The organism is Mesorhizobium sp. WSM4849 (assembly GCF_055811385.1).
The window spans coordinates 87,488-109,533 of the sequence record NZ_JBVVPW010000008.1; the positions used below are offsets into that span (position 1 = coordinate 87,488).

Genomic DNA, 22,046 nt, shown 5'->3' on the forward strand with positions numbered 1-22,046 from the left:
TTACTGAGGTGACGCGACCCACGCGCGCCGATTTCGAGAACCTGTTCGAGCAGCCTGGCGCACCAAAATACTGCTGGTGCATGGCCTGGCGCCACCTCGAAAACCGCGAACATGCGTCCAACGATGAGAGGAGACGGGCCATGATGGCACTCATCGAAGCCGGCACGCCGGTCGGCATTGTCGCTCATGCCGAAGGCAAGATGGTAGGCTGGTGCTCCGTGGCGCCACGCGAGACATATCGCAAGCTGTCGCGGGAGCAGGACGACAGGGAGGCGGGCGTATGGTCGATCGTCTGCTTCTATGTGCCGAGCGCATTGCGCAGCCGCGGGCTGGCAAGCGCACTGCTCGACGCGGCCATCGATCACGCCTTCGCCCGAGGGGCCAGGACGATCGAGGCCTATCCGGTCGACCAGGCATCGCCGAGTTACCGTTTCATGGGCTTTCGAGACATGTTCGTGGCCCGCGGATTCCACGAGATCGGCATGGCCGGTTCTCGCCGGCATGTGATGCGGCTCGAACGTTGACGCTGTCGGCGACGGCAGCTTTACTCCTGTCAAACGGAGAGCACACGATGAGCAATCGTCTCAAATCGACAGCGGCGCTGGCGGCCGTGCTGATTTCCATAATGGCGGGCAGCGCTTCCGCCGAAACCGCGCGCATATTCTGGAAGGACCTGCGCCCGGCAACCCAGCCCGCTGCCGAAAGTGTCGGATTGCCGATGATTGCGGCAAAAATGTCTGATCGTGGCGAGACGCTGTCTCTCAATTTGCAGGACAAGACCGTCCAACTGGCCGGGTATGCGCTGCCGCTCGATCGCGACGGCGATCTCGTCTACCAGTTCCTGCTGGTGCCGTGGACAGGTGCGTGCAGCCACATGCCGACGCCGCCGCCCAACCAGATCGTCCTTGTCACGCCCGCCCGCCCCTACAGGATGTCCGAAGCCTATCAGCCGGTATCTGTGACCGGCGCCCTGGAGCCGGGCATGGAGAAAAGTCAGCTTTTCATCCTCGACGGTGTCAGCGTGATCCAGTCGGGTTACACCGTACGCAAGGCGGAGGTGGCGGATGTCGATCTCGTGCCGGACACGATCACGCTGCCGGCAAACTCGCCCTGGACTTTCCTCAACAAAAAGAAGAACTAATAAAAAAATCCTCAGGCAGCGTTGGCGCCCGATTCCTTGTCCAGAACCATGTAGTCCAGCGGCATTTCGGTGGTGTACTTGATCTGCTCCATGGCAAACGACGACGAGACGTCGCGGATCTCTATCTTGGCGATCAGCCGCTTGTAGAAGGCGTCGTAAGCAGCGATATCGGGCACTACCACGCGCAGGAGATAGTCGACGTCACCGCTCATGCGGTAGAACTCGACCACTTCCGGAAATTCCTGGATGACCTCCGAAAAGCGCCGCAGCCACTCATGGCTGTGCGAATTGGTGCGGATCGACACGAACACAGTGACGCGCACATTGACCTTTTCATGATCGAGGATGGCGACGCGCCGCTTGATCACGCCTTCCTCCTCGAGCTTTTGGATGCGGCGCCAGCAGGGCGTGGTCGACAGTCCGACTTTCTTGGCGACATCGGCGACCGCAAGCGTCGCGTCCTCCTGCAAGAGGCGGAGGATTTTTCTGTCAAGGCGGTCCATTTCGGTGCTCCCACGGGGATAGACTAGGAATAGATTGGCTATAGTCCTTCTTATTTAGGCCATTCACAAGAAAGAAATTCTGCCAGATGGCGCAAAAGCGAGTGATTTCTTGCTTACGCTTCAGCCGAGGCGATAGCGGATTTCCGATCTCAGAAACGGCAGCAAATCCATTTCAAACCACGGATTGCGCTTCGACCAGCCGGTGTTGCGCCACGACGGATGCGGTAGCGGCAGCACCTTCGGGTTGCTGGGCACATCCCAGATGGTGCGCCAATCCTTCACGGTCTCCGTCAGCGAGGACCGGCGCGCGGCGCCCATGTGCCAGGATTGTGCATAGCTGCCGATCGTCAGCACCAGGTCGATATGCGGCATCAGCGCCATCAGCGGCGCACGCCAGGCCGGTGCACATTCGCGGCGCGGCGGCAGGTCGCCGCCCTTGGCATCCTGGCCGGGAAAGCAAAAGCCCATCGGCACGATGGCGAATTTTGTCGTGTCGTAGAATTCTTCGCTGCTGACGCCCAGCCAGTTCCGCAACCGATCGCCGGAGGCGTCGGTAAACGGCATGCCTGACATATGCACCTTGGTGCCCGGCGCCTGGCTGGCAATCAGTATGCGGGCGCTCGACGACGGCCTGAGCACCGGGCGCGGCTCGTGCGGCAACGGGCGGCCGATCGGGTTTTCGACGCAGATACGGCAGGCGCGTACCCTCGCCGCGAAGTTTTCCAGCTCTTCGCTCATTCTCGGGAACTCATTCTCAGGCGGCAGCGCTCGGCCGGCTGGAGATCGCCTGATGCCAGCGCAGCACGTTGGCACAGTCTTCCGGCACCTTGATACGCGCCGGCTTCATGAAGTCGATGGCAATCAGCCCGGTGATGTCGGCGATCGAATAGGCGTCGCCGGCGACGAACTCCCGGTTCGCCAACTCGTCGTCGAGGAGTTTCAGGAATCCGACGACTTTCGGCTTGTTGGCCTCGCCCCATTCGGGGATTTGTGGACTCTCCCATTCCTTCATCGCCGGATGGATGTGCCGGAACGCGGCAGTGACGCAACTGAGCAAGTTGAGCTCCATGCGTCTTTGCCACATCTCGACCAGCGCTTTGCCGAGCGCGCCGCGGCCGAACAAAGCCGGTTCCGGATGCAGTTCCTCAAAATAGCGGCAGATGGCGACGGATTCGGTGATGACGGTGCCGTCGTCGAGTTCGAGCACCGGCAGGCGCTGCAGCGGGTTGCGCGAACTGACCGGCTGCTTTCTGTGCTCCAGCGCGCCCATGTCGACGGGCACCAGAGGAACCTCAAGCCCCTTTTTTCGGCAAGGAAGACGCGAACCCGCCGTGGATTGGGCGCCCGGCCGCCGTCGAAGAGTTTCATTTCATTCCTCCTATCGGATCGGCCCAAAACCGGAATCGATTTCCGGAAAGCACGATGCGAATCAAGAATTCCAGCGCATGCCTTGTGCGTCCTAATGGACGCACGTCGCTCTGATCAGGTCTGTTGCAACAAACTATAGGGTTGACCATCACCGGAAGCGAAAAATTTCTCGCAAGGCATCGCCAATCGAAGCCAAAGTGCCGTGCTTCCTTTCGGTCACTTCGTGATCGTGGCTCTCGCGCCAATCGTGCGGCTCGTCGAAAGTGCCGGCCCAGATGCCGGCCTTGCCGGAGCGGGCAGCGGCTTCTTCGGTTTCGAAATCGCCATAGGCAACTGCCCAGCCGGCCTCGACCTGGGCGCGGTTGAGATTCTTGCCGCCGGCGTTGCAGTCGCCGAGCAGCCGGCCGTAGCGATCGCGCTGCCAGCCGGTGCAGGAGACGGGTTTGCCTGATATCAGACGCACCAGCGACTGCCGCGCCAGCTTGCCGCAGGGATAGCCGGCGCCGCCCTTGCGGCAGACCTGCGAATATTCGGGCGCGTCAATGCCGCGCATACGGATGCGCTCGATACCGAGCGTGATCGTATCGCCGTCATTGACGACGGCAGCACCCTCCGTCTTGCGCGTCTCGATCCGGTCAAGGCGCGCCGCCAGAAGGATCAGCAGACCGAGGACGACGACTGTCAGTGCGTAGTCCACCAGCCGGCGCCAAATGCTTCGCGGCCGCGGCGGCATATATCGCTGTCGCGGCCGCCGCGACCACGAACGGCTCATATGGCAAACCGTTGGTTAATCATTCGAACGTAGCTTAACAATTTGAAACCGCTGCCCGCATAAATTGAAGTCTCCATGCCCTCGCAACGCTCGACCACAGCGGACAAGTTTATTGTGGACCGCCGGAAACCCCATCGCAACAGCGATGTGGCGCGCGCGGTGCGCAAGACGCGCGACCGTCTTTCGCAGCAGGCCGGAAATCCTGATTTCGACCGCGAGCTGTTGAAACTCCACGCCGGTGCGATGATAGGCGGCGCGATCATAGTTCCGCTTCTCGTCCTGGCGACCGCCGCGACCGGTCTGTTTGCTGGCGTCGGTCAGGAAATTGGCGTCTGGGCCCTTTTTACACTCATCTGCTACACGATCGTCGTGTTCATGGCGAGGCGCGTCGACCGAACGGAAGCTGCCGAACTCAACCCGCTGCAAACGCACGGTGAATTCCTGATCGGCCATTTCCTTTGCGGCCTGGGCTGGGCCTGGTTCGCCTGGCTCGGTTGCGATGCTTGCCAGGTCGATCAGTTTCAGCTGACCAAGGCGGTGGTGCTGCTGCTTGCCATGGCGGCGACCGCGATTACGGCGTCATCGCTGCGCGGTGCGTTGCTGGCGACCTTCGCCGTTCCGGTGGCCGCCTATGCCTATGCCGGCGCCAGGCAGTGGATGCCGGTCGAACTGATCATGGCCGGGTTGCTGATCGTCTCGCTGCCCTTCTTCGCCTATGTGGCGCGCCAGCTCAACCGCTCGTCCTTGATGTTGCTCTCGTTCCGCTCCGAAAAGGATGCGCTGATCGCCGAATTGGACACCGCGAAATCGATGTCGGACGAAGCGCGGCGGCGGGCGGAGGACGCCAATCTGGCAAAGTCGCGGTTTTTGGCCTCGATGAGCCACGAGTTGCGGACGCCACTCAACGCCATTCTCGGTTTCTCCGAGGTGATGGCGAACGAGGTGCTCGGCCCGATGAGCAACCCGACCTATCGCGACTATGCTCGTGACGTCCACGATTCTGGCCAGCATCTGCTCGACCTGATCAACGAAATCCTCGACCTGTCGCGCATCGAAGCTGGCCGCTATCAGCTCAACGAAGAGCCGATGATGCTGCTGTCCGTCGTCGAGGATTGCTGTCACATGATGGAGCTGAAGGCGCGCAACAAGGATATCCGGATCGTCCAGGATTTCGAAAACGCCTTGCCGCGCCTGTTCGCCGACGAACGCGCGGTGCGACAGATCGCGCTCAATCTTTTGTCGAACGCCATCAAGTTCACCGGAACTGGCGGCGAGATCCGCGTGCGCGTCGGCTGGACGGCGGGCGGCGGCCAATACCTCTCCGTCAAGGACAACGGGCCTGGCATACCGGAAGACGAGATTCCGGTCGTGCTGTCCGCCTTCGGCCAGGGCTCGATCGCCATCAAGAGCGCCGAACAAGGCACCGGGCTTGGCCTGCCGATCGTCCAGAGCCTGCTCGCCATGCATGGCGGCGAGTTCGAGCTCCATTCCAAACTGCGCGAAGGCACCGAGGCAATCGCCATCTTCCCGTTGAGCCGGGTTATGGAGGAATTGCCGGCGCTGCCGACCAAAGCCGTTGCTGCGCGCCGGCGATAGACGCTTAGTGCATGTCGCGCAAAAGTGTGCAGCGGTTTTGCGATAACGACATGCGTAAAAACAACCTAAAGCGCGTCGCATGAGGCCGGTCAAAGGCGACGCGCTTTAGCGAACCGCCGCCGCCATGCCCGAGCTGGTGAGCGCAGCGGCTTTGACCAGGCCCGCGGCAAGTGCCGCCCCTGCCCCCTCGCCGTGGCTCACGCCGAGATCAAGCAGCGGCCGCAAGCCGAGCCGCTCGGCGGCCCGAGCATGTGCAGGCTCTGGCGACAGGCTGGCAAGCAGGCAATGGTCGAGCGCAGTGGGTTCGGCGGCATGCAGCGCCGCCGCAGCGGCCGTCGCCACCAAACCATCGAGCAGGACGGGGATCTTCTGCGTCCGGGCGGCGAGGATGGCGCCGGCAATCGCTGCGAACTCACGGCCGCCAACCCGGCGCAACGCTTCCAGCGGGTCCCTGAGACCTGTGCCGTGGAAGGCTAGCGCGGCATCGACCACTTCCGCCTTGCGCACCCGCATCGATGCATCGGCGCCCGATCCGGATCCGACCCAATCTGCGCCACTGCCGCCGAACAGTGCGGCAAACAAGGCCGCTGCGACGGTGGAATTGCCGACGCCGAGGTCGCCAAGGCAAAGCAGATCGGCGCCGCCGGCGATCGCCTCCATACCGAAGGCCATGGTGGCGGCACAGCCGCGCTCGTCGAGTGCCGCATCCTCGGTGATGTCGGCGGTTGGAATGTGCAGCGCAAGATCGAACACTTTCAGCCCGAGATTATTGGCGATGCAGATCTGGTTGATCGCCGCACCCCCGGCCGCGCAAAGCTCGACGGCGTTCGCCGTGGCGGCGACAGGCCGTGGCGAAATGCCCTGGCGAGCGACGCCGTGATTGCCGGCGAAGATCGCCACCAGAGGCCGGTTCACTGCCGGCGGCGCGCGGCCACTCCAGGCGGCCAGCCAAGCCGCGATGTCCTCGATGCGGCCGAGCGAACCCTTGGGTTTGTCGGCCTTGGCAAACAGCGCACGGACGCGGGCTTCGGCTGCCGTGTCGGCTCGCGGCAGGGTCGCCAGAAGATTACGAAAATCGTCGAAGGGCAGCGCGCTGGTCATGTCGTCGATGATGGTTCCCAGAGTTGGTGAGCGGCATAGCCGCCTTGCTCGGCCGGCACAACTGCCTGCATTGACGCGAAAGCGGCGGCTGGCGGCGCATTCCGGAGGACTTGCATTGGCCTTGCCGTTACACCATGTGGAGGCGAGACGAGGGATTCCTGACGGAAACCCTGAGAGAATAAAAATGACGGCCATCGAATCCCCATGCGTCCTGGTCTGTTCGATCGATATGAAAACCGGCTTCTGCTTCGGTTGCGGCCGTACGCGCGAGGAAATCGGCGCCTGGATCGAGATGACCCCTGAAGTCCGCCGCAGCGTCATGGCCGAGCTGCCGGCCCGGCTGGAAACGGTTGAGCGCAGACCGCGCCGCGAAACCCGCCGCACCCGCCTCGCGCGCGAACGCGACGCTCTCTCGTGAGCCACATATGAACCGGTTTTTCTGGGTTTTGATGATCCTGATCGGGCTAGGCGTTGTCCTGCTCATGCTTAACGATTCCGCCGGCAGCACATTCGGCGTCGAGAATTACGATTTCAGCCGGCTGATCTGGCTTGGCGCCCTGGTCGCGCTCATCGGCGCCGGCCTGCTCAGATCAGGCAGACCCTTGGGCGCGATGGCCCGCAACCTGGGCACTTGGGCCGTCATCGTGCTCGCACTGATCGCCGGCTACCAGTACCGTTATGAATTGCAGGATTTCGCCAGCCGGGTGACGGCCGGCCTTGTTCCCGGCAGTCCACTGGCGTTGGGCCTTGAGGACGGCCATGCCACGGTGACCCTGGACAAGGCCGGCAATGGCCATTTCGAAGCGCGCATCATGATCAACGGCACGCCGGTCCGGGCCGTAGTCGATACCGGCGCAACCAGCACCGTGCTGACCGCGCAGGACGCGCAAGCGGCCGGGTTCAATCCAGCCGCTCTCAATTTCACCATACCGGTTTCCACCGCCAACGGCATGGCACGCGCCGCCGCCGTGAGAACCGACGAATTGGCGATCGGCGGGATCGTACGCAAGGACATGCCGGTCATGATCGCCGCGCCCGGCATGCTCGGCCAAAGCCTGCTCGGCATGAATTTCATTGGCTCATTGTCCGGTTTCGACGTGCGCGGCGACCGCATGATCTTGCGCGATTGAACAGCCAGGCTGCTTCGGCGCCGCTCAGTGAGCATTGAGCATCTCGATCGCTTGATCAAACCGGCCGTCCCGCTCCGCCCAGCGCAGGAAGCCCACGCGCTCCACCAGGATCTCCTTGGGCGTCGGCTCCCGGCTAAGCAACGCCATCGTCTCGTCGATGAACGCATTGAGCGGCATATACTCGTCGCGCATTGACTGGCCGGGAGTGAGTTCGGTGCGAACCGCGGGCGGCGCAAGCTCGATCACTTCGACCCTGCCCCTGAGTTGCTGGCGCAACGATACCGTATAGGAATGGATCGCCGCCTTGCTGGCATTGTAGGTCGGCGTGCCACTCAGCGGCACGAAGGCCAGGCCTGACGAGACATTGACGATCACGGCATTTTGCCGAACCGCCAGATGGTCGATCAGCGCGTTGGTGAGGCGGATCGGCCCGAACAGGTTGGTGACGATCGTATCCTCCGCGTCACGCAGATCGCGGGCCCTGGTGAGATCCTCGCGGCGCATGATGCCGGCATTGTTGATGAGCACGTTGAGCGCCGGGTGCTCGGCGACTACGTGCTTGGTAAATGCCATAATTGCTTCCGGATCTTCGACATCGCCGACCATCGCGTACATGCCTTCACGCCCGGCGATCGTCTGCTCGAGCGCCTCCTTGCGCCGTCCCGCGACGATCACAGTGTTTCCAAGCGCATTGAAGCGTAGCGCCAGTTCCCGCCCGATCCCGGATCCGCCGCCGGTGATGAGGATCGTATTTCCGTTCATTTTCATCGTTCTGTGCTCCATCTATTCCAGCCAATCGGGGTCAAACGATCCCGCCGTTTGCGAATACCGTCTGCCCGTGATCAAGGCACCGTCCCCGCTGCAGAGGGCCGCGATTGCGTCGGCAATGTCGGAAGACTCGCCGATGCGCTGATGTGGCGTGCGCGGCGAAGCCGGCGATCTGCTCCGGCGTCTTCCTGTCAGTGAACAGGGTGGTGTTGACGACGCCCGGCGCCATCGCGGTCACGGAGATCATGCGCCTGCGAAGAGCCATGGCGACATTCGCCAGCACGGCGCGTCTCGGTATTTCGCTCTGTCCAGACATATGAATTCCCTTCCTTGTCGAGGGGCGTGTTCGGTTGGAACATTTCCTACAGGCGATGCGGTCGACGGCTTGCCAACGCATGCGCAAAACTTGCTCGATCCTGCAGCCCACGTGATGTTTGTCCGCCCGTATGCTAGGATTGCCAACATCGCGCCGCTGCAGGAGACATTGCATGGACGTCCTCAAACATGCCGTTCACACCTATGCCGCCCGCCATGCAAACCGGGACGGCCTGGCGCTGACGCCAGTGCCGGGCCTGCGGATGATGTGCGTCGAGTCACCACATGGCGACTTGCATTCGGTCTATCGGCCGCTGGTTTGTCTGGTTCTGCAGGGTGCCAAGCTCATGACCGTGGGCAGGGAGCAGCAAGTTTTCTCCGCCGGGCAATCCGTGATCGTGAGCGCGGACATGCCGGTCGTCGGACGGATCGTGCAGGCAAGCCGGCGCGAGCCCTACCTGGCCGTCGCAGTCGAACTCGAGATGACGCTCCTGCGCGAGCTCGCGGCGCAGTTGGGCAGCGTGCGTGCGCAGCGCCCGTCAGAGACACGCACCTTGTTCGCGGAAGACACCAATGCCGCAATTCTGGATTGCGCAGTGCGGCTGATGCGCTTGCTGGACCGACCGGATGCTACGTCGCTCCTGCGCCCCGGAATTATGCACGAGCTGCATTATTGGCTCCTCTCCGGTCAGCATGGCGCGGCTCTGCGGTCGCTTGCGGATCCGGACAGCCACGCAAGCCGTCTCGCTGCGGCCATCGCGATTCTTAGAACCGAGTATCGATCGCGTATTCCCGTCGAGCGCTTGGCGGCGGCAGCTGCGATGAGCCTCACGGCCTTCCACAAGCACTTCAAGCACATGACATCGCTGACGCCGGGACAATACCAGAAGCGGCTTCGCCTAATCGAAGCACGCCGCCTCATGCTCGATGAAGGCTTTTCGGCAACCAGCGCTGGGTTCGAGGTGGGCTACGAGAGCATCTCGCAATTCACGCACGAATATCGCCGCACATTCCAGGCGCCGCCGAAGCGCGATGCTCTGCGCACTCGATCCATGTCGCACGCGATCAAAGAAGAAATGCAGGACGCCGAGCGGGCGAGCGCTGCTTAGCTTGACCAGGTTTGCCCGAGCTATCGACGGTCCTCTGGTTGCTGAACAGACCGCGGAAGACACGCAAGCGACCGCATGATCTTGCGCGATTGGACAGTCAGGCTGCTTCGGCGTCCGTCCCGCTAAAATCGACTGCAGCGAAAGCCGCCTTCAGCACATCCGGTCCGGCGCCGGCCCTTGTCGCATCGGTCGAAAGGATCTGCCGGTAGCGGCGCGCACCGGGCAGGCCGTGGAACAGGCCGACCATGTGACGGGTGACATGGCCAAGCCGCCCGCCCCGCTCGATGTGGCGTGCCGCATAATCCGCCATGGCATCGATCAGCGCGGCAACGTCGAACGCGTTGGGTTTGTCGCCGTAAAACGCCGCGTCGACGCCTGCCAGAATGCCCGGCGTATGATAGGCGGCGCGGCCGAGCATGGCGCCGTCGACATGATCAATGTGATCGAGCGCCTCTTCAAGGGATTGAATGCCGCCGTTGATGCCGATGAATTTGTTTGGATTTTTGGCCTTCAGCTGATACACCCTGTTGTAGTCGAGCGGCGGGATGTCGCGGTTTTCCCTAGGGCTCAGCCCTTCCAGCCACGCCTTGCGGGCATGCACCCACAGCGCGTCTGCGCCGGCCGCGAAAACCCCGTCCGCCAGTGCATCGAGCGCCGGCTCAGGATCCTGCTCGTCGACGCCGATGCGGCATTTGACGGTGACGGGGATGCCGACAGAAGCCTTCATCGCCGCGACGCAATCGGCGACCAGAACCGGTGCTTTCATCAGGCAGGCGCCGAACGTACCCGACTGGACGCGGTCGGACGGGCAGCCGACATTGAGGTTGATCTCGTCATAGCCGAAGGCTTCGCCGATGCGGGCCGCCTCGGCAAGCTTCTGCGGATCGGAGCCGCCGAGCTGCAACGCGACCGGATGTTCCGTACCATCGAAGCCGAGCAAGCGCTCGCGCTCGCCGTGGATGACCGCGTCGGCGACGACCATCTCGGTGTAGAGCAATGCCCGGCGCGTCAACTGGCGATGGAGGAACCGGCAATGCCGGTCCGTCCAATCCATCATAGGTGCAATGGCAAACCGCATGCTTAAGTAATTCATTTCATTCCACTTTTTCGCTCTCAATCCGTCCAATGCCCCATTGGACCGACGGATAAAGAAGTTCCCATATCATATCCAAAAACACGCTTAACAGCGACGGAAGCTTCTGAGAAGCAGCGCTTGAGCCCGGATTGGTCACCTGAATGTGCACGAAAGCGATGAAGGCCAGTCATCCGAAAGCTGACCACGCGGCCCGCTATCAAGGGGATTTAACCTGGCAAATCGCCGAGGCGTACTGCGGCGTCTGCGCCACTGCCGCATTTCCTGCGGTTTCCGCCGCGCAGGACGACTGATTGTTGCAGGCCCATGGCAAGGGCCGCACCTCACGGCGTGGGAACGGAGCTACACTTCATCCTGTCGGCGTCCCGACGAGCGCGAGAGGTGTTCAAAATGAAGTTTACCTCCTATTGGCATGATACGTCGAAAGCCTTTGCTGGGGCGACCCGCGAACCCCTCTCCGGCGATTTCGAAGTCGCCGTAATTGGGGCGGGCTTCACCGGTCTCAATGCCGCGCGCAAACTGGCCAAGTCTGGCGTGAAGGTCGCACTCATCGAGGCCGAGCATGTCGGATATGGTGCATCGGGGCGCAATGGCGGGCACCTCAACAGTGGTCACTTCGCCAGTTTTGGTGCGGCCAAAGCGCACTTTGGAGAGGCCAAGGCTCGTCGGTTCTGGCGCTCCTACGACGACTCGATCGACATGATCGAAGCCATCATTGCTGAAGAGGGCATCGACTGCAGCTTCCGCAGAGGAGGCAAGCTCAAGCTTGCATCCAAGCCATCGCATGTGAAGGGGCTGCAGGCCATGTGCGAGGAGCTTCGCCGCGAAGTAGGCCCCTCGGTGGAGTGGCTCTCACGTGGCGATGTCCGCAAGGAGCTGGGTTCGGAGGCCTTTCACGGCGCCGTGCTGTCACCCAAGTCGGCGATGATGCATATGGGCCAGTATGCCAATGGCATGGCGGACGCAGCCGCTCGCCATGGTGCGACGATCTGGGAGCACAATCCCGTCCAGTCCTGCATCCGGGTGTCAGATGGCTGGCGGATCACTTCGCCGACCGGCTCGCTCGCTGCCCGCCGGGTCATCCTTGCGACCGACGCCTATACAACCGAGAATTTTGACTACTATCGGCGACGGATGATGCCAATTGCATCTTTCATCGTCGTGACGCGCCCGCTTACCCCCGAGGAGGTCGCGGCAACCCTGCCGGGCAATCGGAACTACACGAACTCGCTCAACGTCGCCAACTACTTCCGACTCACCCCGGACAACAGACTCTTGTTCGGCGGGCGTGCGAAGTTCTCGGCTGCCTCTAACCAGAAGACAGACGTGCGTTCCGGAGAGCTTTTGCGCAAGCAGATGCTCGATGTGTTCCCGCAACTGGCCGATGTCGAAATCGACTATTGCTGGGGCGGTCTCGTCGGCTGCACTCAAGACCGCTATCCCCGCGCCGGCGCCGCCGATGGCCTGATCTACGGCATGGGCTATTCAGGACATGGCGCGCAGCTCTCGACGCTGATCGGAAGTGTGCTAGCGGACATTGCCATGGGCCGCACAGATACCAATCCAATCGGTGGCATGGACTGGAATGCCGTCCCGCTGCATACCGGCAAGCCGTGGTTCCTGCCAATGGTGGGCACCTATTATCGGCTGAAGGATATGCTTGCCTGATCCCGCCGAGAGGCCCCAAGTGGCCGACCGACACCGCCAATCTCGGCGCGCACTGAACTAGGATCTGGGAACCGGGACCAGGCCACCTGCTCGCAGGCATGCGGTCTAGCCTGCGACCTTGATGAGCGCCCGCTCCATGGCTGCAAGGAAGAGGTCGACATGCTCGGCCTGACAAACGAGCGGCGGGCGCACTTTTAGCGAATCCTCGTTGGCCCCTGTCGTGCTGACAAGGACGCCGTCGTCGCGCATTGCGTTCACGACATCCAGCGCCATTGCCCGCCGGCTTGCCGTCGGGGCACCCTCAGGCCCTATATCGATGCCAAAGAACAGACCGGCGTTGCGGATCGCAAGAATTCCGGGCTGCTGCTTCGCGAGTTTCTCCAGCCCGGCTCGGAGGCGCTGGCTCATGGCAAGCGCTTTCTGAGGGATCTGGTCGCGCTGCAGGATCGTCAGCACGGCGTCCGCGGTCGCTATGCCAACCGTATTTCCGGCGAACGTGTTCGAGTAGCGAGAGGTGGCGCCAAATTGCTCCATCGGTGCTTTGCGACCAACGACCGCGCCAATTGGAAATCCGTTGCCCATCGGCTTGCCGAGGGTAACGAGATCGGGAACGATCCTGTGCCGTTCAAAGCCCCACATATGAGCGCCGGTTCGCCCAAAACCCGGCTGAACTTCGTCGGCGATGACGAGACCACCTGCCTCTCGCACCGCCGCAACTCCACTGGCAATGAAGCCAGGAGGATCGACCCAAACGCCATCGCTGGAAAAAATACTGTCGATGAGCAGGGCCGCAACGCCGATGCCACGACGGTTCAGATCCACAATGGCCGCGCGTACTTGCGCCTCGAGAAAGTCCGCAGCTTGTGATTCCGGCACACCCGCCGGCCCCGGTAAGGAGACCATGCGCACGAATGGGCTGAGCTTGACGGCGTCGCCCAGGTTCGGGGAAACCGCGGCGACAGCCGCGCTGGTGCCGTGATAGGCGTAGCTCGAGACAATCACGCCTTCGTTGCCGCTCGCAAATCGCGCGATACGCAGGGCCAGATCGTTGGATTCACTTCCGGTGCAAGTAAAAACCACCCGGTCGAGTTCGCTTGGGAAAGTGTCGACCAGACGCTCGGCATAGTCGATAAGTTTTGGCTCGAGATAGCGCGTGTTGGCGCTTATCCGGCCCGCCTGTTCAGCCATTGCGGCGTTTACTTCTGGGTGGCAATGGCCGAGCGACGGCACGTTGTTGTAGAAATCAAGATAGGCACGCCCGTCAGGGTCGTAGAGCCACATGCCTTCGCCGCGAACGAAGTGCACGGGCCGGCGGTACTGGAGCCGATAGGAGGCCCCAAGTACTTCGTCACGGCGAGCAATTAGCTCGGACTCGCGCCTGGGAAGGTCGGATTCGCCGGGCCTGTAGCGATTAGGCATGAGATCTGTGGACATATGCTGCTGCCTATTTGAAAGAGTACCTTGATCAATTCGCGGTTCGTCTTTTGGCTACCGTGCCGGTCGAGCGAACCGAAATGCGTTACGGCTGAAACGACGGCATTGCCGCCAGGACGGCCGCCTCGCCCGATGCGACACCAAGAGGCGCCAGGATGGAAAGTCCGTGCTCGGCACGCGCGACATTCTTTTTGATGTACTGGGCGTCGGCCGGAAAAAGGTGGGATCGCCAGTAGTTGACCAAGATCAATGCGCTTTGTCGCGCCCGCATCAGTCCGACGAGCAGTTTTGTTTCCAGCGCCGAAAGTGGAATGACAGAGGCATAGCCGGCGATAAGATTTTCAGCCCCACCCAGAGGAAGGGTCGGATCCTTTACGACGTGACTTGCTGCGATCGCCAGATCCTGGATCCTGGGGCTCCAGCAGCCATCGCCGAAATCGATGAAACCCATTCCCTGGCCTGTCACCATCATATTGAATGGGCTGGGATCATTATGAGTTACCTGCCACGCCACGTCAGAGATTTGTGGCTCAACGAACCCCGCATACTCCGTCATCGCGACGCGTACGCTATCGGCAATGCTCCCGGATGGCAGGAATTGCTCCAGTTCCATCAACCTCGACCAGCAACCGACATGCCAAAGAACGGGACGGTGAGCCGCGGGCACACTGACCAGCTCAAGTGCTAGGTCCAGCCGGGCGAGAGCACTGCCGGTTCGAAAAAGCAGGTCGGGAGTTGGCGTCGCCTGGTGCAGCGGAATGCCCTCGATCCGGGTCTGCAAGTACCCGCATGTCCCCTCTTGCTCAAACATCAATCCGCCGCTGGTCGTGCGTAGCACTTCGGGTGCAACGAAGCCCGTGAACCTCTGCAATCCGGCCATGGCGGCGGTTTGAAAACGAAAGCTGTCGACCGCCTCCGCTGTTGTCGACGTCTTCAGGATCAACCGGCGGCCGTCCGACAGGTTGACCTCAACGGTGCGCTCAACCTCGGAGGACAATGTCGCGATCGATCCCGTCAATCCGTAGTGGCGCTTCAGCAGTGCCGCCGACATGTCCGGTTCGGAGGAGCCCAGCCGCATCGCCAGGCTTGCACCGGCAGCGCGAAAATAGGCTTCGGTTGAAGCTGCCGCGTAAGGCAGATGGTCGCGTCCTGCCGCCATAGAGCCATTGAGCTGACCAGCTTCTTCATCGGGGACCAGATCACCACAACCACCCAATTCGAAAATCCTCGCCTGTTGGGGACCGTTGTTCTTCATGCTTCGACAGATCGAGCGCTCCAGCGATGACGCCCCGCAGGTCTATTTCTCGCGGTGTTTGAGACGGCGCCGCTGGCAGCCGTCGAAATTGGGCGCAGTGCTCTGCGGGGCTCCGGCCTATCCTCGCCCCTCAGAGTCCGAAAACGCCTGGTAGCTGCGTCACATCGCGGATTTCGGTGTATTCGTAAAAGGGATTGGCCGGCTCGTGGCCGCGATTGACCCAGACCTTGCTCTTGATCCCCAGATCATAGGCGGACATCAGGTCGTGGCGGAAAGACGAGGACACATGCGTGATATCCTCCGGGCCGCAACCCAGCATGTCGAACATGTATTCGAACGCCTTGAAGTGCGGCTTGTAGGCACCCGCCTCTTCAGCGGTCAAGACGGCACGAAAGGGCGCACCGAGCTTTGCCACGTTCGACGGAATCTGGGCCACCATGGAGTTCGTCAGGGTGACCAACGGAATTTCCTTGGCCAGTTTAGCCAATCCCTCGGGTACGTCCGGATGCGGCCCCCAGGTGGGGATGCGGTTGTAGATCGTTTCGGCGTCTTCGGCACGGAATGCGACGCTGTTGCGGCGGCAGGTGCGTTCCAGTGCGTTGTGAACGACATCTGCATAAGGCTTCCAGTCCTGCAGCACCTCATCGAGGCGGTAGCCCTGGAAGTTTCTGATGAATTCGTCCATGTGCGGCCCATCCAGAAGATGACCGAACAGGACCCTGGCGGCTTCCGCCATTTGGAAATTGATGAGCGTGCCGTGGCAATCAAAAGTCACGTATTTCGGCCGGAAGCGATCCATGTCCTTGGTTCCTGTCAATCTGCTCTATCAGCCGAGCATAATCGCAGGCGTTTGGCAGAATGTGCCGCAATGCATGGTCATTCAGCAGAAGGCCCTCCGGTCGACCGCAAAACCAGCACGCCCTTTCGCAGTGCTGTCTCTTTCGCCCCGCCTGAGCCGATACGGGCGCAAAGGCGACCTTATTTTCTTAGTTTAGGTGTTCTCAAGCACCTGCCGCTTGAACGATCTCTCGGACTCTGCGGTCAGCCAATCGCGCAATGCGGAGAGGCCGGTTGAAACAATGATCGACTTCGGATGGATCAGGCCGTAGTCCGTCCCGTCGCGATCAAAGCCGAGTGGTGCTTCCAATCGCCCATTCGCGACGTCATCCGCTGCGATCGCTTGGGGTGCAAGAGCAACGCCAAGACCACCCAGGGCCGCTTCTGCCATCAGGAAATGATGATCCAGCAATTGGATCGTTCGAGGCCGCGGCGCATCCATGTGCGCGTCGAGCCACGCTTCCCAAGCACTCGGTCGCGTCCGTGATCCGAGCGCCACATAGTCGCCACTCTCGAACCGCTTGCGCAGGGATGGCAGCATTACCGGACCAACCCGCTCCGGCATCAGCCTGATGATGGTCCATTCCGGGTCCACCAGAAAATCGAGTCGGCGGATCGCAAGCGTCACCCGGTCACGCGCGAAGTCGAGCCCTCCGCCGCCGGTTGACAGATGCACCTCGACATCCGGGTATCGATCCTGAAACCCAGACAAGCGGGGGATCAGCCAGCGCATCGCCAGCGAGCGCTCGCAGGACAGGATGATCGGAATGGGCGTCGAGCTGGATCTGATTTCTGCCAAGACATCAGTGATTAAATGGAACGCCTTGCCGGTTGCCTCCGCCAGCTTCGCGCCATCGGAGGTCAGACGCACCCCGCGCCCGTCCGCTTCGAGCAAGCGCAGACCAAGATCGGCTGCCAGTTTGGAGACGCGACGGCTGACCGCACCATGCGTCAGAGCGAGTTCGGCAGCCGCAGCACGCACAGACCCCAGACGCGCCACTGTTTGGAAGGCGCGCAGGTCGTCGAGCGAAGGTACTTCAGAGCGCTTCATTGGTGACTTCATATCACCACAAATCGTCAGATCATATGGATAACCGGTTCTGACCGTTCTGCTATTCTCACCCAAATGAAGCAGAACACATCCCTCCTCGTCGGGATAATCGCCGATGACCTGACCAGTGCTACCGACGGCGCGGCGGCCTTTCTCGCGGGAGGCTATGCACCTATGATCAAGCGACAGGTCGACGGCGCGGAGAATGGAGCTATCGCTTCGATTGATACCAACAGCCGCGCCTCCGACATCTCGCAGGCACGAAAGGCTACGGCCGACGCCGTGTCGGCCCTCTCGAATGCCCGCCTTCTGTTCAAAACGATCGATTCGACCCTGCGCGGCCGTATCCGCGTGGAAGTCGCCGCCGCCTTTCGCGCAAGCGGCCGGAGCAGGCTTGTCATCGCTCCAGCCTTTCCCGAAGCGGGGCGGCTCACCATCGGCGGGATCCAGACGGTGAACGGCATTCCCGTGAGTCAAAGCGTCTACGGCCGTGACCCGGTCCATCCCCCAGGCACATCGCACATTGCCAATCTGGTCGACCCGTCCCTGGGGATACCGATCATTCTCGCCCCAGACAGTTCCGGCGATGCGGCGACGAAAGGGTCCATTCTGGTCCTCGACGCCGACAGCCAGGACGTACTGAACCGGCAAGTCGCCAGCATCCCCGATCCTGAGACTGTTCTTTGGGTGGGCTCTCCTGGTCTCGCCATCGCGCTGGCATTGCTGGTCCCTGCCGTGCGGGATGGACGCCCGGTAACGGGCAAAGCCGCCGGGCGGGTGGTGATCGTCGCAGGAAGCGCCAATCCGGTGACGCGCGTCCAATGCGAGACCTTGCGGGTACAAGGCGTTCCCGTCGTCACCGACCTGGCCGACGCTCCCGGCGACGACCGTGTGATTTGCCTTCGGGCACCACTGCAACGGCAGGAGAATGCCAGCGCGGTGACGACGAACCTCGCCGGACAAGCAGCCGCAGCGGTCGCCCGGCATGACTATGACGCGGTGATCGCCACCGGCGGCGAGACGATGGCGGCGATCCTCGACCGCCTCGGCATCAGCCGTTTCTGTCTCACCCGCGAGCTGGAGCCCGGCTTTCCGGTCGGCCGCGCCGAACGGGAGGACGGAACGTCGCTCACCATCGCCATGAAGGCGGGAGGGTTCGGCTCACCCTCGGCACTCCTTGATGCCGCCCGCGACCTGCTGGCCAAACCGCTTTCACGAAAGGCTCTAATCCATGACCGCCCATGACGCTCCTCTCGCCGTGACCATGGGTGATCCCTCCGGCATCGGCCCCGAGATCATCGCAAAAATGTATCTCCGTCGGCCGGACATGCGGCACTGGATCGTCGTCGGTGATCCGCTGGTGATGAACCACGCCCTTTGCGCGCTGGATACGGATGTGCGGGTCCGGCCGATCGCTTCCCTCGATGAGACCGTGCTCGAGGACGGAACCCTCAACGTGCTTTGCTCCTCGCAGCTTCGCGTCCTGCCACCGGTCAGCCAGGTTTCGGCCACCAGTGGACGCGCGGCGTTCGACGCCATCGTCCTCGCCATCCGACTGGCGCGGGACGGTCGCGTGGGCGGCATCGTTACGGCGCCGATCCACAAGGAAGCACTCGCCGCCGCCGGTCTGCACTATCCCGGCCACACCGAAATCCTGGCCGATCATGGCGGGGCTCCCAAGGTCGCCATGATGCTGGCGAACGAGGACATTCGCACGGTCCTCGTCACCATCCATTGTTCGTTGTCCGAGGCGATCCGCAAAGGCGATTTCGCGTCGCAGATGGACGCGATCCGGCTGGCCCATGCCGGTGCGCAGGCGCTCGGCATCGCCCATCCACGCGTCGCTGTCGCGGGCCTCAATCCGCATGCCGGCGAAGGCGGTCTCTTTGGAGACGAGGAAATCCGCATCATCCGGCCGGCGATCGAGGCGGCCCGTGCCGAAAGTATCGACGCATCCGGCCCGTGGCCCGGCGACACCGTGTTCATGCAGGCCCGCAAGGGCCGTTTCGACATCGTGGTCGCGCAGTATCACGACCAGGGCCTCATCCCGGTCAAATACATGGGCCTCGACCATGGCGTGAACATTACGCTGGGCCTGCCGTTCGTGCGCACCAGCCCCGATCACGGCACCGCCTTCGACATCGCGGGGTCCGGCGTTGCCAACCCCTCCAGCCTTGAGACCGCCTTCGACTACGCCCTTCGGCTCAAGGCTTCCCTCCAGAACCAGAAAGCCGGCACCCCATGACACCATTCGACTTTATCTTCATGCTGACGCGCAACGACCGCACCGTGGCCGACGCCGCCGTCCACGTCGAAACGGCGCTCCGCACCGGAATCCGCCACATCGGCTTCAAGGACATCGGCCTGCCGCTCGACGCGCTCGCCGACCTCGCCCGCCAGATCCGCGCGGGCGGAGCCAGTACATATCTCGAGGTCGTATCGCTCGATCGCGACAGCGAGGTCCGCTCGGTCAAGGCGGCGATCGACCTCGGCGTCGACTACCTGCTCGGTGGCACCCATGCCCAAGACGTGCTGCCGCTGCTGGAAGGAACGCTAATCCGCTACTATCCGTTTCCGGGCCGGGTTGTCGGGCACCCGAGCATTCTCGAAGGATCGCAGGCCGAGATCGTCAAAAGCGCTGTCGCGCTCGCCAGCCATACCGGGGTCGAGGGTCTCGACCTTCTCGCCTACCGCTCGGCAGGCAATGTGCCGTCTCTCATCGACGCTGTGTGCCGAGCTGTGCCCAAGCCCGTCATTGTCGCGGGATCGGTGGATCGCCCGGATCAGATCGAGACTATTCGCAAGAGTGGCGCAGCGGGATTTACCGTCGGTACCTCTGCGCTGGACGGCCGGTTCCCGGCAGAGGGCCCCGCACTGGAATTCCAGCTGCGAGCGATCTCGGCGTGCCTCGAAGGACATCAAGAGAGCATGGGAGGTGAGGAACGATCCTGGTAGACAGCAACGTTCGACTTTCGTTCTTCACTTGGCCAAAATCGCAGCTTCGAGCCGACTAGGCCGACCGGAAGATGGAGCCCTCGAGAACCGCTGGCCTCCAGCTTGCGCTATCCATTCCGACGGGACCCCTATTTCGGAACCTCAGAGGCAGCATCAGCGAGGCTTGGGATCATCCGCTTCGACCAGCCGCTCAAACGGACATTATTCAAAATTCAAATCGGCGCTTCAAATCTGTGACCTCCTCAGGGGCTGAGGCATTTTACGGTCGCGCTCCTTGCCACGGCCGGCCTTGTCGATTGCGGTCTTCATGTTGTCGTAGATACCGCGCCGCCGAATGCCACCGAACACGCGGAAGACGATTATGGAACTTCGTCAAGAGATTATGACATTGATTTTAAAGCGTCAAAAACGGCAGCGCCGCGGCTCTTGAAGACGATAAAATCGCCGTCACTTGCCGGATGCCGGCGATATTCGGCGCAAAATACCGAAATGCCGCTGCAGTCAGTGCATTCTGCGGCACCAGTCGCCGATACTGCTAGCGCTCATTGATTGCCGAGGCCCTATGTCCCCTATTATCCACCACATCAGCAGTGATGAAACGCTCCCCAAGTCAGCGGACGTCGTGGTGATCGGCGGCGGGATTGTCGGCGCCAGCGCGGCCTATTTCCTGGCGCGGCGCGGCCTGTCGGTGGCGCTTATCGAAAAGGGGTATGTCGGCTGCGAACAGTCAAGCCGGAACTGGGGCTGGTGCCGTCGGCAGAACCGCGATGCACGTGAATTGCCACTTGCCAATCTGGCGCTGCGGCTGTGGGAAGAGCTGACCGAAGAGATCGGGCACGACCTTGGCTTCCGCCGTTGCGGGCTCATCTATGCGACCGCGGATCCAAAGCAGCTCGCCGAATGGGACAAGTGGCGCGCCGTTGCGCGGCGGTTCGACGTCAAGACGCGGATGCTTACGGCCGACGAGGCCACTGCCGCCGTTCCTGCGGCTGGCGGCCGCAAATGGCTGGGCGGTGTCCACGCGGCAGACGATGGCAAGGCCGAGCCCTGGCTGGCCGCTCCTCGGATCGCCGAAGGCGCCCGCAAGCATGGCGCGACCATTCATCAGAACTGCGCGGCACGCGGCCTGGATATCACCAATGGGCAAGTGAGCGGCGTCGTCACCGAGAAAGGCCTTATCCGCACCAGTGCGGTGCTATGCGCCGCCGGCGCCTGGGCATCGGCTTTCCTGCGTATGCATGCGGTGTCGATGCCGCTGGCCAGCGTCCGTCAGACCGCCCTGCGGACCGGTCCGGCACCGGATTTCGGCGAGGCCGTCTTTACCCCCGACTTTGCCATGACGCGCCGGCTCGATGGCAGCTACACGATCGCCGTCAGCGGCCGGGCGACCCTGGAGATCACCCCGCAGGGCATCCGCTATGTCCGCCCGTTTCTGCCGATGTTCATGAAACGGCTGAAGGCGGTCGAGATCGGCATCGGCCGCTCGTTCTTCGAAGGTCCGGATTCAATGCGTCGCTGGCATCTCGACAAGCCGACCCCCTTCGAGCGCATCCGCGTCCTCGATCCGGCGCCCGACCAGCGGATGCTGGCGACCATCAAGACCCGGGTCAAAGCGATGTTCCCCAGCGTTGCCGATGCCGGCGTCGTGTCCACCTGGGGCGGGTATATCGATTCCACACCGGACGCGGTGCCGGTGATTTCCCCGGTGGACAGCATCGGCGGCATGTTCGTCGCCGCAGGCTGTTCCGGACACGGCTTCGGCGCCGGCCCCGGGTTGGGCCATCTGGCGGCGGATCTGGTCGCCGGTGGCGCGGCATGCGTCGATCCGACTCCGTTCCGCATGTCGCGCTTCACGGACAGATCGAAAATTGAAGTTGGCGACTTCTGATGCAATTGACCGCATGGCGACAGCAAGGAGCGCCGTGCGATCGCGGATCTGCATATCGGCTG

23 protein-coding genes and 1 pseudogene are annotated in these 22,046 nt (G+C 62.3%); 12 read left to right on the forward strand and 12 right to left on the reverse strand.

The window, feature by feature from the left end; all coding sequences use genetic code 11:
- Positions 1–80: 80 nt before the first annotated feature.
- A complete protein-coding gene (locus AC0L3L_RS10750; protein WP_473637647.1) occupies positions 81–524 on the forward strand; it encodes a GNAT family N-acetyltransferase in 444 nt (147 codons plus the stop codon).
- Between the two features lie 47 nt (positions 525–571).
- A complete protein-coding gene (locus tag AC0L3L_RS10755; protein ID WP_473637530.1) occupies positions 572–1,141 on the forward strand; it encodes a DUF3299 domain-containing protein in 570 nt (189 codons plus the stop codon).
- A gap of 11 nt (positions 1,142–1,152) precedes the next feature.
- Here the strand turns inward: AC0L3L_RS10755 and AC0L3L_RS10760 are convergent, their stop codons facing one another.
- The 4 genes and pseudogenes from AC0L3L_RS10760 to AC0L3L_RS10775 all read right to left on the reverse strand — a co-directional run bounded on the left by AC0L3L_RS10760 (position 1,153) and on the right by AC0L3L_RS10775 (position 3,784).
- The gene (locus tag AC0L3L_RS10760) at positions 1,153–1,644 is read right to left on the reverse strand and encodes an Lrp/AsnC family transcriptional regulator (protein ID WP_006333679.1); all 492 of its coding nucleotides are present in this window, start codon (positions 1,642–1,644) and stop codon (positions 1,153–1,155) included.
- Positions 1,645–1,764: 120 nt separating this feature from the next.
- Positions 1,765–2,382, reverse strand: coding sequence for a uracil-DNA glycosylase family protein (locus tag AC0L3L_RS10765; protein WP_473637531.1), 618 nt, complete (start codon positions 2,380–2,382; stop codon positions 1,765–1,767).
- Between the two features lie 16 nt (positions 2,383–2,398).
- Positions 2,399–3,012 (reverse strand): annotated as a pseudogene (locus AC0L3L_RS10770) (glutathione S-transferase).
- Between the two features lie 148 nt (positions 3,013–3,160).
- The gene (locus tag AC0L3L_RS10775; protein ID WP_473637532.1) at positions 3,161–3,784 is read right to left on the reverse strand and encodes a thermonuclease family protein; all 624 of its coding nucleotides are present in this window, start codon (positions 3,782–3,784) and stop codon (positions 3,161–3,163) included.
- A 75-nt stretch (positions 3,785–3,859) separates the two neighbouring features.
- Between AC0L3L_RS10775 and AC0L3L_RS10780 the strand changes: the two genes are divergently transcribed.
- Positions 3,860–5,380 (forward strand): sensor histidine kinase, encoded by a 1,521-nt coding sequence (locus AC0L3L_RS10780; protein ID WP_473637533.1) that lies wholly within the window; start codon positions 3,860–3,862, stop codon positions 5,378–5,380.
- 105 nt (positions 5,381–5,485) lie between these two features.
- On the opposite strand, the gene AC0L3L_RS10785 is transcribed toward AC0L3L_RS10780, so the two are convergent.
- Positions 5,486–6,481, reverse strand: coding sequence for a nicotinate-nucleotide--dimethylbenzimidazole phosphoribosyltransferase (locus AC0L3L_RS10785; RefSeq protein WP_473637534.1), 996 nt, complete (start codon positions 6,479–6,481; stop codon positions 5,486–5,488).
- A gap of 184 nt (positions 6,482–6,665) precedes the next feature.
- On the opposite strand from AC0L3L_RS10785, the gene AC0L3L_RS10790 reads away from it, so the two are divergent.
- The gene (locus AC0L3L_RS10790) at positions 6,666–6,899 is read left to right on the forward strand and encodes a DUF1289 domain-containing protein (protein ID WP_473637535.1); all 234 of its coding nucleotides are present in this window, start codon (positions 6,666–6,668) and stop codon (positions 6,897–6,899) included.
- 7 nt (positions 6,900–6,906) lie between these two features.
- Positions 6,907–7,611: a TIGR02281 family clan AA aspartic protease gene (locus tag AC0L3L_RS10795; protein ID WP_473637536.1), complete on the forward strand. Its 705-nt coding sequence runs from the start codon at positions 6,907–6,909 to the stop codon at positions 7,609–7,611.
- 24 nt (positions 7,612–7,635) lie between these two features.
- Here the strand turns inward: AC0L3L_RS10795 and AC0L3L_RS10800 are convergent, their stop codons facing one another.
- Together AC0L3L_RS10800 and AC0L3L_RS10805 are read right to left on the reverse strand one after the other, a co-directional pair.
- The gene (locus tag AC0L3L_RS10800; protein WP_473637537.1) at positions 7,636–8,379 is read right to left on the reverse strand and encodes an SDR family oxidoreductase; all 744 of its coding nucleotides are present in this window, start codon (positions 8,377–8,379) and stop codon (positions 7,636–7,638) included.
- A 34-nt stretch (positions 8,380–8,413) separates the two neighbouring features.
- Positions 8,414–8,662 (reverse strand): hypothetical protein, encoded by a 249-nt coding sequence (locus tag AC0L3L_RS10805; protein WP_473637538.1) that lies wholly within the window; start codon positions 8,660–8,662, stop codon positions 8,414–8,416.
- Positions 8,663–8,867: 205 nt separating this feature from the next.
- On the opposite strand from AC0L3L_RS10805, the gene AC0L3L_RS10810 reads away from it, so the two are divergent.
- Entirely contained in the window at positions 8,868–9,803 is a 936-nt protein-coding gene (locus tag AC0L3L_RS10810) for an AraC family transcriptional regulator (protein WP_473637539.1), read from the forward strand.
- 97 nt (positions 9,804–9,900) lie between these two features.
- Here the strand turns inward: AC0L3L_RS10810 and dusA are convergent, their stop codons facing one another.
- Positions 9,901–10,896, reverse strand: a complete 996-nt coding sequence (gene dusA, locus AC0L3L_RS10815; RefSeq protein ID WP_473637540.1) for a tRNA dihydrouridine(20/20a) synthase DusA — start codon at positions 10,894–10,896, stop codon at positions 9,901–9,903.
- 143 nt (positions 10,897–11,039) lie between these two features.
- Here dusA and AC0L3L_RS10820 point away from each other — a divergent pair, with 143 nt between their 5' ends.
- Both AC0L3L_RS10820 and AC0L3L_RS10825 read left to right on the forward strand, forming a co-directional pair.
- A complete protein-coding gene (locus AC0L3L_RS10820; protein WP_473487388.1) occupies positions 11,040–11,189 on the forward strand; it encodes a hypothetical protein in 150 nt (49 codons plus the stop codon).
- Between the two features lie 97 nt (positions 11,190–11,286).
- Positions 11,287–12,564 carry an NAD(P)/FAD-dependent oxidoreductase gene (locus tag AC0L3L_RS10825; protein ID WP_473637648.1) on the forward strand — a complete coding sequence of 426 codons (1,278 nt, stop codon included), beginning with the start codon at positions 11,287–11,289 and terminating at the stop codon, positions 12,562–12,564.
- Positions 12,565–12,669: 105 nt separating this feature from the next.
- Here the strand turns inward: AC0L3L_RS10825 and AC0L3L_RS10830 are convergent, their stop codons facing one another.
- From AC0L3L_RS10830 to AC0L3L_RS10845, 4 genes are all read right to left on the reverse strand, one after another.
- Positions 12,670–13,998 (reverse strand): aspartate aminotransferase family protein, encoded by a 1,329-nt coding sequence (locus tag AC0L3L_RS10830; protein ID WP_473637541.1) that lies wholly within the window; start codon positions 13,996–13,998, stop codon positions 12,670–12,672.
- A gap of 85 nt (positions 13,999–14,083) precedes the next feature.
- On the reverse strand, positions 14,084–15,253 hold the full coding sequence (locus AC0L3L_RS10835; protein ID WP_473637542.1) for a phosphotransferase enzyme family protein: 1,170 nt from the start codon (positions 15,251–15,253) through the stop codon (positions 14,084–14,086).
- Positions 15,254–15,383: 130 nt separating this feature from the next.
- Positions 15,384–16,052, reverse strand: a complete 669-nt coding sequence (locus tag AC0L3L_RS10840) for a haloacid dehalogenase type II (RefSeq protein WP_473637543.1) — start codon at positions 16,050–16,052, stop codon at positions 15,384–15,386.
- 192 nt (positions 16,053–16,244) lie between these two features.
- On the reverse strand, positions 16,245–17,141 hold the full coding sequence (locus tag AC0L3L_RS10845; protein WP_473637544.1) for a LysR family transcriptional regulator: 897 nt from the start codon (positions 17,139–17,141) through the stop codon (positions 16,245–16,247).
- Positions 17,142–17,216: 75 nt separating this feature from the next.
- Here AC0L3L_RS10845 and AC0L3L_RS10850 point away from each other — a divergent pair, with 75 nt between their 5' ends.
- The 4 genes from AC0L3L_RS10850 to AC0L3L_RS10865 all read left to right on the forward strand — a co-directional run bounded on the left by AC0L3L_RS10850 (position 17,217) and on the right by AC0L3L_RS10865 (position 21,984).
- Positions 17,217–18,386 (forward strand): four-carbon acid sugar kinase family protein, encoded by a 1,170-nt coding sequence (locus AC0L3L_RS10850; protein WP_473637545.1) that lies wholly within the window; start codon positions 17,217–17,219, stop codon positions 18,384–18,386.
- Positions 18,373–19,386, forward strand: a complete 1,014-nt coding sequence (gene pdxA / locus AC0L3L_RS10855; protein ID WP_473637546.1) for a 4-hydroxythreonine-4-phosphate dehydrogenase PdxA — start codon at positions 18,373–18,375, stop codon at positions 19,384–19,386. The genes AC0L3L_RS10850 and pdxA overlap by 14 nt, the downstream gene beginning before the upstream one ends.
- A gap of 20 nt (positions 19,387–19,406) precedes the next feature.
- On the forward strand, positions 19,407–20,096 hold the full coding sequence (locus AC0L3L_RS10860) for a 4-hydroxythreonine-4-phosphate dehydrogenase (RefSeq protein WP_473637547.1): 690 nt from the start codon (positions 19,407–19,409) through the stop codon (positions 20,094–20,096).
- A gap of 562 nt (positions 20,097–20,658) precedes the next feature.
- Positions 20,659–21,984 (forward strand): NAD(P)/FAD-dependent oxidoreductase, encoded by a 1,326-nt coding sequence (locus AC0L3L_RS10865; protein ID WP_473637649.1) that lies wholly within the window; start codon positions 20,659–20,661, stop codon positions 21,982–21,984.
- Positions 21,985–22,046 lie beyond the last annotated feature (62 nt).

Bases quoted from the DNA above. Each gene is read 5' to 3' on its own strand.
- AC0L3L_RS10765 (WP_473637531.1), bottom strand. From the start codon at position 2,382: ATGAGCGAAGAGCTGGAAAACTTCGCGGCGAGGGTACGCGCCTGCCGT.
- AC0L3L_RS10800 (WP_473637537.1), bottom strand. From the start codon at position 8,379: ATGAAAATGAACGGAAATACGATCCTCATCACCGGCGGCGGATCCGGG.
- AC0L3L_RS10755 (WP_473637530.1), top strand. From the start codon at position 572: ATGAGCAATCGTCTCAAATCGACAGCGGCGCTGGCGGCCGTGCTGATT.
- AC0L3L_RS10830 (WP_473637541.1), bottom strand. From the start codon at position 13,998: ATGTCCACAGATCTCATGCCTAATCGCTACAGGCCCGGCGAATCCGAC.
- AC0L3L_RS10860 (WP_473637547.1), top strand. From the start codon at position 19,407: ATGCTGACGCGCAACGACCGCACCGTGGCCGACGCCGCCGTCCACGTC.
- AC0L3L_RS10750 (WP_473637647.1), top strand. From the start codon at position 81: ATGGCCTGGCGCCACCTCGAAAACCGCGAACATGCGTCCAACGATGAG.
- AC0L3L_RS10850 (WP_473637545.1), top strand. From the start codon at position 17,217: ATGAAGCAGAACACATCCCTCCTCGTCGGGATAATCGCCGATGACCTG.
- AC0L3L_RS10865 (WP_473637649.1), top strand. From the start codon at position 20,659: ATGTCCCCTATTATCCACCACATCAGCAGTGATGAAACGCTCCCCAAG.
- AC0L3L_RS10790 (WP_473637535.1), top strand. From the start codon at position 6,666: ATGACGGCCATCGAATCCCCATGCGTCCTGGTCTGTTCGATCGATATG.
- AC0L3L_RS10775 (WP_473637532.1), bottom strand. From the start codon at position 3,784: ATGAGCCGTTCGTGGTCGCGGCGGCCGCGACAGCGATATATGCCGCCG.
- AC0L3L_RS10795 (WP_473637536.1), top strand. From the start codon at position 6,907: ATGAACCGGTTTTTCTGGGTTTTGATGATCCTGATCGGGCTAGGCGTT.
- AC0L3L_RS10810 (WP_473637539.1), top strand. From the start codon at position 8,868: ATGGACGTCCTCAAACATGCCGTTCACACCTATGCCGCCCGCCATGCA.
- AC0L3L_RS10780 (WP_473637533.1), top strand. From the start codon at position 3,860: ATGCCCTCGCAACGCTCGACCACAGCGGACAAGTTTATTGTGGACCGC.
- AC0L3L_RS10835 (WP_473637542.1), bottom strand. From the start codon at position 15,253: ATGAAGAACAACGGTCCCCAACAGGCGAGGATTTTCGAATTGGGTGGT.
- AC0L3L_RS10760 (WP_006333679.1), bottom strand. From the start codon at position 1,644: ATGGACCGCCTTGACAGAAAAATCCTCCGCCTCTTGCAGGAGGACGCG.
- dusA (WP_473637540.1), bottom strand. From the start codon at position 10,896: ATGAATTACTTAAGCATGCGGTTTGCCATTGCACCTATGATGGATTGG.
- AC0L3L_RS10785 (WP_473637534.1), bottom strand. From the start codon at position 6,481: ATGACCAGCGCGCTGCCCTTCGACGATTTTCGTAATCTTCTGGCGACC.
- pdxA (WP_473637546.1), top strand. From the start codon at position 18,373: ATGACCGCCCATGACGCTCCTCTCGCCGTGACCATGGGTGATCCCTCC.
- AC0L3L_RS10820 (WP_473487388.1), top strand. From the start codon at position 11,040: ATGTGCACGAAAGCGATGAAGGCCAGTCATCCGAAAGCTGACCACGCG.
- AC0L3L_RS10845 (WP_473637544.1), bottom strand. From the start codon at position 17,141: ATGAAGCGCTCTGAAGTACCTTCGCTCGACGACCTGCGCGCCTTCCAA.
- AC0L3L_RS10840 (WP_473637543.1), bottom strand. From the start codon at position 16,052: ATGGATCGCTTCCGGCCGAAATACGTGACTTTTGATTGCCACGGCACG.
- AC0L3L_RS10825 (WP_473637648.1), top strand. From the start codon at position 11,287: ATGAAGTTTACCTCCTATTGGCATGATACGTCGAAAGCCTTTGCTGGG.